The sequence below is a fragment of the Tissierella sp. genome, assembly GCF_052089545.1.
Classification (GTDB): domain Bacteria; phylum Bacillota; class Clostridia; order Tissierellales; family Tissierellaceae; genus Tissierella_A.
The window spans coordinates 51,587-63,815 of sequence record NZ_JBQDAA010000001.1 but is presented as its reverse complement, the minus strand read 5'-3'; the positions used below and the strand labels follow the sequence as shown (position 1 = coordinate 63,815).

The 12,229-nt window shown below is 32.1% G+C and carries 13 protein-coding genes; 1 reads left to right on the top strand and 12 read right to left on the bottom strand.

What is annotated here, in order from left to right; genetic code table 11:
- From ACTHW2_RS00315 to accB, 4 genes are all read right to left on the bottom strand, one after another.
- Nucleotides 1-713 (bottom strand): acetyl-CoA carboxylase carboxyltransferase subunit alpha (locus ACTHW2_RS00315; RefSeq protein WP_442261716.1); only part of this gene is annotated, 713 nt, incomplete at its 3' end.
- On the bottom strand, nt 706-1,575 hold the full coding sequence (gene accD / locus ACTHW2_RS00310; RefSeq protein WP_442261715.1) for an acetyl-CoA carboxylase, carboxyltransferase subunit beta: 870 nt from the start codon (nt 1,573-1,575) through the stop codon (nt 706-708). The genes accD and ACTHW2_RS00315, both read right to left, overlap by 8 nt.
- A gap of 10 nt (nt 1,576-1,585) precedes the next feature.
- A complete protein-coding gene (locus ACTHW2_RS00305; RefSeq protein ID WP_442261714.1) occupies nt 1,586-2,938 on the bottom strand; it encodes an acetyl-CoA carboxylase biotin carboxylase subunit in 1,353 nt (450 codons plus the stop codon).
- Between the two features lie 2 nt (nt 2,939-2,940).
- Complete coding sequence (gene accB, locus ACTHW2_RS00300) at nt 2,941-3,405, bottom strand: acetyl-CoA carboxylase biotin carboxyl carrier protein (RefSeq protein WP_442261713.1); 465 nt, start codon at nt 3,403-3,405, stop codon at nt 2,941-2,943.
- A gap of 151 nt (nt 3,406-3,556) precedes the next feature.
- On the opposite strand from accB, the gene ACTHW2_RS00295 reads away from it, so the two are divergent.
- Nucleotides 3,557-5,341, top strand: coding sequence for a DUF2207 domain-containing protein (locus tag ACTHW2_RS00295; RefSeq protein ID WP_442261712.1), 1,785 nt, complete (start codon nt 3,557-3,559; stop codon nt 5,339-5,341).
- Between the two features lie 53 nt (nt 5,342-5,394).
- Here the strand turns inward: ACTHW2_RS00295 and fni are convergent, their stop codons facing one another.
- From fni to pyrB, 8 genes are all read right to left on the bottom strand, one after another.
- The gene (gene fni, locus ACTHW2_RS00290; RefSeq protein WP_442261711.1) at nt 5,395-6,408 is read right to left on the bottom strand and encodes a type 2 isopentenyl-diphosphate Delta-isomerase; all 1,014 of its coding nucleotides are present in this window, start codon (nt 6,406-6,408) and stop codon (nt 5,395-5,397) included.
- Nucleotides 6,409-6,562: 154 nt separating this feature from the next.
- The gene (locus ACTHW2_RS00285) at nt 6,563-7,801 is read right to left on the bottom strand and encodes a dihydroorotase (protein ID WP_442261710.1); all 1,239 of its coding nucleotides are present in this window, start codon (nt 7,799-7,801) and stop codon (nt 6,563-6,565) included.
- 19 nt (nt 7,802-7,820) lie between these two features.
- Nucleotides 7,821-8,381, bottom strand: coding sequence for an orotate phosphoribosyltransferase (gene pyrE, locus ACTHW2_RS00280; protein ID WP_442261709.1), 561 nt, complete (start codon nt 8,379-8,381; stop codon nt 7,821-7,823).
- On the bottom strand, nt 8,378-9,295 hold the full coding sequence (locus tag ACTHW2_RS00275; RefSeq protein ID WP_442261708.1) for a dihydroorotate dehydrogenase: 918 nt from the start codon (nt 9,293-9,295) through the stop codon (nt 8,378-8,380). Before ACTHW2_RS00275 ends, pyrE begins: the two co-directional genes overlap by 4 nt.
- On the bottom strand, nt 9,295-10,029 hold the full coding sequence (locus ACTHW2_RS00270; protein ID WP_442261707.1) for a dihydroorotate dehydrogenase electron transfer subunit: 735 nt from the start codon (nt 10,027-10,029) through the stop codon (nt 9,295-9,297). The genes ACTHW2_RS00275 and ACTHW2_RS00270 overlap by 1 nt, the downstream gene beginning before the upstream one ends.
- Nucleotides 10,013-10,876, bottom strand: a complete 864-nt coding sequence (gene pyrF, locus ACTHW2_RS00265) for an orotidine-5'-phosphate decarboxylase (RefSeq protein ID WP_442261706.1) — start codon at nt 10,874-10,876, stop codon at nt 10,013-10,015. The genes ACTHW2_RS00270 and pyrF overlap by 17 nt, the downstream gene beginning before the upstream one ends.
- Before the next feature lie 3 nt (nt 10,877-10,879).
- Nucleotides 10,880-11,308 carry an aspartate carbamoyltransferase regulatory subunit gene (locus tag ACTHW2_RS00260; protein ID WP_442261705.1) on the bottom strand — a complete coding sequence of 143 codons (429 nt, stop codon included), beginning with the start codon at nt 11,306-11,308 and terminating at the stop codon, nt 10,880-10,882.
- Complete coding sequence (gene pyrB / locus ACTHW2_RS00255; protein ID WP_442261704.1) at nt 11,308-12,222, bottom strand: aspartate carbamoyltransferase; 915 nt, start codon at nt 12,220-12,222, stop codon at nt 11,308-11,310. The genes ACTHW2_RS00260 and pyrB overlap by 1 nt, the downstream gene beginning before the upstream one ends.
- Nucleotides 12,223-12,229 lie beyond the last annotated feature (7 nt).

Here is a 12,229-nt window from a genome sequence, read left to right as displayed (position 1 = left end):
GCAGAATCTTTCCAAAGTATAGAAGAAAGTCCTTCTGGTGATATAACTGAGTATATAGCATTTTCTAACATAGCAACCCTATCTCCTACACCAAGGCCTAGGGCCCCGCCACTTCCACCTTCACCTATCACTATTGAGATAATAGGTGTATTTAACCTACTCATTTCTAGTAGGTTTAAGGCTATAGCTTCACCCTGCCCTCTTTCTTCAGCACCTATTCCACAAAAGGCGCCAGAAGTATCTATAAATGTAATTATAGGTCTATTAAACTTTTCAGCTTGTTTCATAAGTCTTATAGCTTTTCTGTATCCCTCTGGGCTTGCCATACCAAAGTTTCTTATTATATTTTCTTTAGTATTTGTTCCTTTTTGATGACCTATAACGGTAACAGGTCTTCCTTCAAACATACCTATACCGCCTACTATTGCAGGATCATCTCCAAAATATCTATCGCCATGAAACTCTATAAAACCATCTATAAACCTATCTATATAGGCAAGTGTAGTTGGTCTTTCCTTAAATCTTGCTATATTTACTCTTTCCCAAGAAGTAGGATTTTCATAAAGTTTCTTTTTCATCTGAGTAACTTTTCTTTTCAATATATATATTTCATTTTTTAAATCAACTTCATTTTCTTTGGAGAACTCTGTAAGTTCCTTTATTTTTTCTTCTAGTTCTAATATTGGCTTTTCGCCTTCTAACATATTAGCCATCTATTTCACCACCCACTGGATGAAGTTTTAATATATGTGAAATCATATCTTTTAACTCTTCCCTATCAACTATCATATCTATAAATCCTTTTTCGAGTAAAAACTCAGCTCTTTGAAAACCCTTAGGTAAATCCTGTTTTATAGTCTGCTTTATAACCCTGGGACCTGCAAAACAAATAAGTGTACCTGGTTCTGAAAGTATAATATCCCCAAGCATAGCAAAACTTGCAGTAACTCCTCCAGTTGTAGGATCAGTAAGTACTGATATATAAGGTACTCCCTTATCTTTTAACCTACCTATAGCTGCTGAAGTTTTAGCCATCTGCATTAGAGAAAGTATTCCTTCTTGCATCCTTGCTCCTCCAGATGCTGTAAATATTATAAGAGGAAGTCTTTTCTCTTCAGCTTTTTCAATAGCACGTGTTATCTTTTCTCCTACTACAGAACCCATACTTCCCATCATAAAATTAGGATTCATAACACATATAATAACTTTTCTACCATCTATAGTTCCTTCTCCCGAAACAACTGCTTCACTTTCTCCCGACTTTTCCTTTGCAATATCTATCTTTTCCATATAGTCAGGAAAGTCTAAGGGATTTGTTGTTTTTATTTCTCTATCATATTCTATAAATGTATCTTCATCTATTATACTTTTTATTCTTTGTCTAGCATCAAGTCTAGAATCCTTAAGCTTATCATGAGAAGTATTATCCTTTATACGTCCTTCTTTAGTTTTTACTCCTTCAGTTTTTATCTGTTCAGTTTTTATCTGTTCAGTTTTTAAAGTTTTTTCTTTATCTTTTTTTTCTTCTATACCTATTTCGGCATATTTTTTTCTATTAAAGAAATCCTTTAACATTCTCTACCTCCTATTTCTTTTGGTCGAATATTTCTTTTTCTATAAAGGAAGTATCTATATTATTTTTTAAAAATCTCTCATTGTTTAAGATAGATTTTTGAAATTCTATATTAGTTTTTACTCCCAAAATAACCATCTCGTCCAATGCTCTTTTCATCCTATTTATAGCTTCTTCTCTATTTTTACCCCATGCTATTATTTTTCCTATCATAGAGTCATAAGTAGGTGGGATTGTATAGTCATTATATATATGGCTATCTACCCTAACACCATATCCCCCTGGTGCAAAATATCCTTCTATAGTTCCAGGTGATGGTCTAAAGTTTTTCTCAGGATCTTCAGCATTTATTCTACATTCTATAGCATGACCATTTATCTTGACATCTTCTTGAGTAAACTTTAACTTCTCACCAAATGCTACTCGTATTTGTTCTTCTATAAGATCAAGTTCTACTATTTCTTCTGTGATAGGATGTTCTACTTGTATTCTAGTATTCATCTCTATAAAGTAAAAATTATCATCCTTATCAAGTAAAAATTCAATAGTTCCAACACTTTCATATCCTACTGAACGAGCCGCAAGAATAGCAGTATCCCCCATTTTTTTTCTAAGTTCATCGCTCATAACACTACAAGGTGCTTCTTCTAAAACTTTTTGATTTCTTCTTTGAAGTGAGCAGTCTCTTTCACCTAAGTGAACTATATTGCCATGTTTATCACCTAATATTTGGAATTCAATATGTCGTGGGTTTTCTACAAATCTTTCTATATACATAGAATCATCATTAAAACTAATTTCTGATTCTGATTTTGCCATGTTGAATTTTCCCTCAAATTCTTCTTTGTTATAAACTATTCTCATACCACGTCCGCCGCCTCCACTAGAAGCTTTTACCATAAGTGGAAAACCAACTTCAAGTGCTATTTGAAGTCCTTTTTTTGCATCATTTGTAGCTTCTTTAGAACCTGGCACTACTGGTACGCCTGCATCTATCATAGTCTTTCTTGCCATGGATTTATTGCCCATAACTTCCATATGTTCTTTTTTAGGACCTATAAAGTTTATGCCATTTTCATCGCATGCCTTTGCAAGGGAAGAACTTTCTGATAAAAACCCATATCCAGGATGAATAGCTTCAGCACCTGTTGTAATAGCTGCAGATATTATATTGTTTATATTTAAATAACTCTTTTGGCTTTTACTAGGCCCTATACAAATAGATTCATCTGCCATATGAACGTGTATAGAGTCTTCATCTATTTCTGAATATACAGAAACTGTTTTTATTCCCATCTCTCTACAGGTCCTTATGATTCTAACAGCTATTTCACCTCTATTTGCAATAAGTATCTTTTTAAACATTCTTATATCCTCCTAAGCTTTAATAGAGCCTGACCATATTGAATTACATCTTCATCTTGGGCATATATTTCTATAATCTCTCCATCCATTTCAGCTTCTATTTCATTCATGATCTTCATGGCTTCAACAATACAAAGAGTATCGCCTTTTTCTATTTTCTGGCCTACTTTTACAAAAGGTTCTGAATTAGGACTAGAAGCAGAGTAATAAACCCCTACTATAGGAGATTTTACTATGAAAGAGTCTTCAGAGTCTATCTTTTCTTGAGTCTTTACTTCTTCTTCATCTCCATAGCCATCTTTATTTTCATAAAGATAAACTTCTTCTCCTTTAGATGATTTTACAGGCTTACCTTTTTCTATGTTTTTATATATATTTATTTTTATATCATCTTTTTCTATTTCTACCTTTTCTATACTCGTTGTATCTATTGCTAGTATTAAATCTTTTATATCTTTTAAATCCAAACTTTACACCCCCATATTGTAGTAGTATATCTTAGTTATTATATCATAATCTAGTCAATTAAAACAAATCACATTTTTTTAAGAATTTATGACAATTTTATCTCTTTATCGGGTATAGATATAATAAGTAGAGTTTGAGGAGGAGGTTATGTTGAAAAAGAGAGTTTTTTGTTTATTGTTTGTTTTATTATTAACTATTATTGTATCTTCACCTGCATCTTTTGCAGCAGATGATTTAAATATAGATAGATGGATTGTAGATGCATATGTAAATGAAAATGGTGACTTAGAGATTTCTGAAGATATCACATTTAATTTTGATAGTAACTTTAACGGAGTGTATAGAGATATTGTTTTAGAAAAAATTGATTCAGTTGAAGATCTATCTATATACGAAATGATCGGTGGAGAAGAAAACAGCTATAAAGAAGTAAATGAAGCTAAAAAAGGTGATAAGGACGTATTTACTCGAAAGAAGGAGAAGAAAAATTTACAATTACAAATATTTTCCCCATCATCTGATGAAAAAAAGACATTTAGACTTAATTATTTACTTGAAAATGTCGCTATCAAACATTCTGATACAGGAGAAGTTTACTATAAATTTTTAGGTAAAGAAAATGAAACTCATATTGATTATTTCGCTATTAATCTACACCTGCCCAATTTTGAAAGAAATAAAATAAATATATTTGCACATGGCCCTAGTCAAGGTAAGATTTACTTTTCGGATGATAAGATAAAATCAGAAATACGAGATGTTAATCCAGATGAATTTATAGAAAATAGAATACTTTTTCCAAATGAATATATACCCTTAAGTGAAAATACAGGAAGTGGAGATTTTAATTCCATTATAGAAGAAGAAAAACTACTAGCCAAGGAAAAAGAAGCTGAAATAGAAAAAAAAGAAAAGAGAAGCAGTTTGCTCACTAAAATATCTATTTATTTTTCTTTATTTATAACATCTATAGTATTTTTTACTTTTTATAAATTTAGAAGAAATAAAGACATATTTGAAAATATGACAAGTCCATACCCTGATGATATAACTCCTGCTGAACTTTCACTTTTTATGAATAAAGCAGTTTCACCCAGAGCATTTTTGGCAAGCTTATTCTATCTTTCTTCCAAAGACTATATAGAAATAAAAGATATAGAAGATGAAAATGGAGATACTTCAAATGAATATATTTTCATAAAGAAAGAAAATACTAGAGCATCTTTAACATCTGCAGAATCTTTTTTACTCGATTGGATATTTAATGATATAGGAGATGGAAAAAGTCTTACTGCTTTGGATTTAGAAAAATATAGAAAGAAAAATTATAAAGATTTTTATACTTCTCAAAGGGAGTGGAATAAACTTGTAAAAAAAGACTTGCAAATGAGAAACTACTATGACGAGAGAACAAAACCTTTTAGTGTACTTCTAATAGTTCTAAGCATTGTAGGTTTTGTGATAGGTATTGTTTCTTTAGCTTTTGAAAGTTTATATGGTCTTATCCCTTTAATATTAGCTATATTTATATTAATATATGGAGTATTACTATTATATAAAACTAATGATAAAGGTTATATCCAATACAGCCTTTGGAGAGATTTTAAAAAGGAATTTAAGGATCATGGAAATAAAGTTGTAGATATAAATAATGATAAAGCTTTAATATATGCTCTAGCATTAGAACTAGCTATGAAGGATTTAAATAGTTTTAGAAATTCAATAGCCAGTTCATATTATCCAGTAGGTTGGGGTTATCTCTATTTCTTAACTAATAAAAATGGTGGATCTAGATTTGAAGATACCTTTAATCATAGCTTTTATGGATCCAGCCAAAGCACTTCTTCTACTTCCACAGGTAGTTTTGGTGGAGGTGGCGGATTTACTGGTGGCGGAGGTGGCGGCGCTGGAGGTGGCGGTGCCGGTGGATTTTAAAATAAATATAAAGAAGGCATGGTGAAAAGTTCACCATGCCTTCTTTATTTATCTTAAATTAAATCTTTTAAGTCTCCTATTATCTTATAGTCTGAAGCCTTCAATTCTTCAATATTTTTCTTGCCCATAAGAATCATAAGCATTTTTATTTTATATACTAATCCATCAAGGTAATTCTTTGCATTGTCATATCCACCGTGAACAAGATAAGAAAGTAGTTCTCCACTTATTCCTACCACTTCTGCTCCTAATACTAAAGATTTTACTATATCTTTACTATTTTTAATGCCTCCACTGGATATAATTTTTAAATCTTCGGGTAGTTCCTTGCATTTTATTAGTGATAATGCAGTGGGTATACCCCAAGAATATAGTTCTGATAAGTCTATATTCATGTTTCTAAGATTTTCAATCTCAATAAAGTTAGTTCCTCCACTACCTGATATATCTATATATCTTATTCCTATATCATAAAGTTTTTGGGCAACTTCTTTAGATATCCCAAATCCTACTTCTTTTATAATTACTGGTTTATCTATATTTTTTACTATATTTTCTATATTGCTATATACTCCAGAGAAATCTCTGTCTCCTTCTTCCATTGCAATCTCTTGAGCTACGTTTAAATGAAGTTGAATGGCATCACCTTGTATTAAATCTAGTGCTTTTTCTACATCTTCTAAAGATGCTCTACCACTTAAATTAGCAAAAACTAGACTTTCCTCTCCTACTGTTTCTCTTACAATTTTAAAAGACTCTCTACATCCTTCATCCTCACATACGGCTATAGTTTCAGATCCTACTGCCATAGCTATGTTAAACTCTTTAGCTAAAAGAGATAGTTCTTTATTTATCTCTTGAGAAAATTCTGTACCACCTGTCATAGCATTTATAAGAATTGGATAATCTATAGTCTTACCAAGAAATTTTGTCTTAGTATCTATTTCAGAAAAGTTTAGTTCTGGCAATGCATTGTGCTCTAAATACACATCACTCAAAAGGGTGTCCCCTTGAAAACTAGTTTTTAAATAATTTTCTACATGTTCTCTTTTTCTTTTTTTTCTCAATTAATTCACCTCTATCTACCAGTTTTAAAAACTTGTATCAGAGGGAGTTTTAGCCCCAGCTGATATAGTAGTTTGTCCTATTTAAAAATGGACAAACCCTTATATCTAAATAATACTACATATTTCGATATTTTACAATTAAAAATATTGAGTTTTATAAATCTTGATATACTATATTTCCATTTGAAATAGTTATTTTTATTTTACCCTTCATTCTTTCATTTAAAAATGGAGAGTTCCATGATTTAGATGAAAATTCTTCTATTTTATGTTTTTCATCCGGAGAAAATATTACCAAGTCTGCCCTATGGTTTTCCTTTATATAGCCCCTATCGAGCTTATAAAGCTTAGCTGGATTTACAGTTAGTTTTTTAAGCATATCTATCATAGATAAGTGACCTTTATCTACCAGCTTTGTAATGGCTAGGGAAAGTGCTGTTTCAAGACCTACTATACCACTTGGAGCTAAGGCAATATCTCCATCTTTTTCCTCTTTAGTATGTGGTGCATGGTCTGTAGCTATTATATCTATTGTGCCATCTTTTAAGCCTTCAATCACTTTTTCTTTATCCCAAGAACTTCTAAGTGGCGGGTTCATTTTTGCTAACGAGCCATGTTTTTCTAAAGCCTCTTCAGTTAGAGTAAAGTGATGAGGAGTTACTTCTGCAAATATATTTGCACCCATCTTTTTACCCAATCTTACAGCTTCAACTGATACTCCTGAACTTATATGTTGAATATTTAATTTTGAACCTATAGATATAGCTAGGGCTACATCCCTACTTACCATAACATCTTCTGCAAGCCTAGGTGAAAATTTATTTATACCATTTTTTTCTATAAGTGAAGGATCTTCTTCGTGAAGACTTATAGGCATATCTAGTTCCTTTGAAATTTCCATAGCCTTTTTAAGAACACTCACATCCATAATAGGCTTTCCATCATCAGAAAAACCTACTGCCCCTTGATCTCTCAAAGATTTTAAGTCTGCTAAGTCTTTGCCATCTATACCCTTTGTCACAGTAGAAACTTGAAGAACTTCTATAGGAAGATCTTTAGTCTTTTCTAGTATAGTTTTAAGTGTATCTACATTGTCTACTACAGGTTTTGTATTAGCCATACATACAACTGTTGTATAGCCCCCTCTTGCTGCTGAAGTGCTTCCAGTGACTAAATCTTCCTTATGAGTCCCACCAGGGTCTCTAAAGTGAACATGTACATCTATAAGTCCAGGTGCTACTATAAGTCCACTTGCATCTATTAGCTTGTATTCTTCTTTAGCTTCTATAGATTCTTCTATTTTTACTATTTTTTCTCCTTTTATGAGTATATCCTGTATTTTATCTCTTCCACTTAAAGGATCCATAAGTCTACCATTTTTTATTAAAATCATAGCTACCTCCTTTAAAAGTTTAAGCCTTTATCTTTCTACTACCAGGCTTTATAGCCTTACTTCCATCTTTACACATTGGACAATTCTCTTTTTCATAAGTGTTTAAGTCTACCTTTACAGCGCTATATAGTGGATATTTTATATCCCCACTACTTCTATTTACTATAGAAGCTATAGCTACTACAATTCCACCATGATCTTCTACAACTTTGATAGCTTCATATGCAGATTTTCCAGTAGTTACAACATCTTCAGTTATTAGAACCTTTTGTCCCTTTTCTATCTTGAATCCTCTTCTAAGGGTCATTTCCCCGTCTTCTCTTTCTACAAATATACTAGGTTTACCAGTCTGCCTAGCAAGTTCATAACTTACTATAACTCCTCCCATAGCAGGTCCTACTACTATATCAAACTCTAGATTTCCTAGCTTTTCTACAATTTTTCCTACTGCTATTTCAGCCTTTTCAGGATGCATAAGTACTTGCGCACATTGTACATATCCATCACTATGTTTTCCTGAAGATAGAAGGAAGTGACCTTGTAAAAGTGCTCCTGTTTCTTTTAATATATCTATTATCATAATATATCCCTCCCAATTATTCCTTTTATTTCATCTAAATCCTTTATACCTTGATCCTTCATAAACTTTTCTATTCCATCTATTACATGAAGACTTAAGCTTGGATTTATAAAGTTTCCACTTCCTATTTGAATCAAATCTGCTCCTGCCATTATAAATTCTATGGCATCTTTATAATTCATTATTCCACCCATACCTATTACTGGTACATCTACTGCTTTTGACACTTGATATACCATTCTAAGTGCTATAGGTTTTATACCAGGTCCAGAAAGGCCAGCTATAGTATTGTTAAAAACAGGCTTTCTTTCATATATATCAATAGCCATACCACTAAAAGTATTTACTAAGGAAAGAGCATCTGCACCAGCCTCAACACATGAAATTGCCATATCTACTATATTTTCTGCATTTGGAGATAATTTTACTATTAAAGGCTTTTTACATATTTTCTTTACTGCCTTTACAACCTTTTGGGCGTCAGGACATTTTATTCCAAAAGCCATACCTCCAGATTTAACATTTGGACAGGATATATTTAGTTCTATCATATCTATATCTGTATGGTTTAGTTTTTCAACAGATTCTAAATATTCTTCTATAGTAGCTCCCCCCACATTTGCAAGAATAACTGTATCTTGCTCTTTCATAAATGGTAGCTCCTCTTTTATAAAATCATCCACTCCAGGGTTTTGTAGTCCTATAGAGTTTAAAAGCCCAGATGATGTTTCGTGTAGTCTTATACCTTTATTACCATCTTTTTTCTTTAATGTAAGTCCTTTAGAAGAAATTCCTCCGAGGCGTGATAGGTCGAAGTATTCGGCATATTCTCTTCCAAATCCAAAGGTGCCTGATGCTGTTATTACTGGATTTTTAAATTCTACACCACATATATTAACTTTCATATTAACCATTAAAATATCACCTCTTCTCCATTAAATACTGGCCCTTCCTTGCATACTCTTTTCATACCATCCTGCGTTTCTATAGTACAGCCTAGGCAAGCTCCTATACCGCAAGCCATTTTACTTTCCATAGAAACTTGAACTGGAACTATTCCTTCACAAAGTTCCAACACTCTTTTCATCATAGGCATAGGCCCACAAGTTAAAACCTCATCATATTTACTAGGGTCAAAGTCATCAACACAAAATCCCTTATGACAAACACTTCCGTCTTCAGTTGAAATATAGACATAATTGGAGTCTTTTTCTATTTTTTCTCTCCAATATACTTCACTTCTAAAACCTGCATAAAAGTCTACTTCACCACTTAAGTTTTTGAGGAGATAAACAAGAGGGGCTATACCTATACCTCCTGATACTATAGCTTTTTTACCAGGTTTGTCCAGTGAAAAACCATTTCCTAGTGGTCCTAGTATATCAAGATTATCACCCGCTACTAGCTTAGATATTATATGAGTACCCCTACCTCTTACTTCGTATAGAAAGGTTATACTATTTTTCCCAACACCTGCTATACTTATAGGCCTAGGTAAAAAAGGATCATTCTCTTCCCAACCTCTTATCATAAAGAATTGGCCAGGTTTTATATCTCCTTCTATCTTCATTTCTAGTTCTATTTCAAAAATATTAGTAGATATTTCTTTATTAGCTTTTATACTAAGTTTCTTATACCCCTCTAGCATTTAAAAGGTCCTCCTTCATCTTTATAACTGCCTTTCTTGCATATTTATCAAAGTTTTCTTCTCCGTCCTCATATTTTTTATAATTTATAATAATACCCCTAGATGAATTTACAACTCCACCATTCCCATTATTTAAATAAAGATCAACATCTCCACCTCTTGCTCCTTGATGACCATATCCAGGTATTAAAAAGAACATATCTTTATATCTATTTCTTATTTCTAAAGCTTCTTCAGTATGAGTTCCACCAACTACCGCACCAATAGAACTATATCCTGAACTACCTTTATATTTTGATCCTAGTTCTTTTAATTTATCTCCTACCTTATAATATAGGGGCTCGCCATTTACATCTAGGTATTCAAAGTCCTTAGCTCCAGGATTTGAAGTTCTAAGAAGTACAAATACACCTTTTCCTTTTTCTTCTATATATTTTAAATAAGGTGTTATACTATCCATACCCATATAAGGATTTAAAGTTATAAAATCTGCTTCAAATTCTCCATCAAAATGAGCCCTTCCATACATTTGTGCTGTAGAAGCTATATCTCCTCTTTTAATATCACCTATAGACATAGATCCCATATCTTTTATATACTGCAAGGTCTTTTTATAAGCTATTAAACCCTTTATACCGTAGGCTTCATAATATGCTATTTGTGGTTTATATACTGTAGCTAAATCAATAGTTTTATCTATTATTCTTTTATTAAATTGAAATATAATTTCGTCAATATCCCCATATTTTTCTTTAATAAACTTAGGTATATAGTCTAAGCTACTATCTAGTCCCACACATACATTTCCTTTTTCTTCTACTTCTTTATAGAGTTTATCTATCATCAATCTTTATACCTCCCAATTAAATATATGGTCACAATAATCGCATTTATAAGAAAGTTCTTCCTTATCTAAAAGGCTAAATGACTGGGTAACATTTTTTTCTGTAGAAGTAACACATCTAGGATTCTTACACTTTATTACTCCTTCAACCTTTTCTGGAGGAGATAACTTTATTTTTTCTACAATCTTTTCATTTCTTATAATATTTACTGTAACTGTAGGATCTATAATTCCAAGTACCCTTAAATCTAAGTCTATATTGTTTTCAATCTTTATTACATCTTTTCTGCCTTGCTTTTTGCTTGGTGCATTCATAATTAAGGCTACTGTGAAATCAGACTTATCTAGCTCTAGGTATTGAAATATTCTAAATCCACGTCCCGGACTTATATGGTCTATTACTATACCTTTTGAAATACTGTCTATATAAAGCATTATACCACCTCCAACATATTAGCTATAAGTGCCATTCTTACATACATTCCATATTTAACTTGTCTAAAGTAACAAGCTCTTGGATCATCGTCTACTTCTTCACTTATTTCATTTACTCTTGGAAGTGGATGAAGAATTGCTAGGTCTTTTTTTGCATATTCTAGCTTTTCTTTATCAAGGATGTATGTGTCTTTAAGTCTAACATAGTCAGCCTCGTTAAAGAATCTTTCTTTTTGTACCCTAGTCATATAAAGTACATCCATCTCTGACATAGCTTCTTCTAAGGTTTCTATCTCTATAAATGGTATATTCTTTTTAATAAGTATTTCCTTTTTTATATATTCTGGTACCTTTAGTTCTGGTGGTGAGATAAGGACAAATTTTATTCCTTCATATCTTGATATGGATTTTATAAGAGAATGAACTGTACGGCCAAACTTTAGATCTCCACATATTCCTATAGTTTGATTTCCTAGTTGACCCTTTGTTTGACGAATAGTTAAGAGATCTGTAAGTGTTTGAGTAGGATGTTGATGGCCTCCATCTCCTGCGTTTATGACGGGAACTGGTGATTTAAAAGATGCATATCTTGGAGCACCTTCTTTTGGATGTCTTACTACAATTAAATCTGCATAGGATCCAACTGTACGTATTGTATCAGGTATGCTTTCACCTTTTGAAACTGAACTTGAACTTGCCTCTGAAAAACCAATCACTTGGCCTCCAAGTCTTAACATTGCAGCTTCAAAACTAAGTCTTGTTCTAGTACTTGGCTCATAAAATAAAGCACCCATAATTTTATTTTTACAAACTTCATTATACTTTGATTCATCTTTTATAATATCTCTTGCAAGTTCAAATAACGATTCTAGTTCTTCTAAGGATAAATCCATAGAATCTATTAAATGTTTCATGCTTTTC

What these genes read in the sequence shown, in the direction of transcription:
- accD (WP_442261715.1), bottom strand. Translation starts at nt 1,575, where the DNA reads ATGTTAAAGGATTTCTTTAATAGAAAAAAATATGCCGAAATAGGTATA.
- ACTHW2_RS00305 (WP_442261714.1), bottom strand. Translation starts at nt 2,938, where the DNA reads ATGTTTAAAAAGATACTTATTGCAAATAGAGGTGAAATAGCTGTTAGA.
- ACTHW2_RS00285 (WP_442261710.1), bottom strand. Translation starts at nt 7,801, where the DNA reads ATGATTTTAATAAAAAATGGTAGACTTATGGATCCTTTAAGTGGAAGA.
- pyrE (WP_442261709.1), bottom strand. Translation starts at nt 8,381, where the DNA reads ATGATAATAGATATATTAAAAGAAACAGGAGCACTTTTACAAGGTCAC.
- ACTHW2_RS00275 (WP_442261708.1), bottom strand. Translation starts at nt 9,295, where the DNA reads ATGGTTAATATGAAAGTTAATATATGTGGTGTAGAATTTAAAAATCCA.
- ACTHW2_RS00270 (WP_442261707.1), bottom strand. Translation starts at nt 10,029, where the DNA reads ATGCTAGAGGGGTATAAGAAACTTAGTATAAAAGCTAATAAAGAAATA.
- ACTHW2_RS00260 (WP_442261705.1), bottom strand. Translation starts at nt 11,308, where the DNA reads ATGCTTTATATAGACAGTATTTCAAAAGGTATAGTAATAGACCATATA.
- pyrB (WP_442261704.1), bottom strand. Translation starts at nt 12,222, where the DNA reads ATGAAACATTTAATAGATTCTATGGATTTATCCTTAGAAGAACTAGAA.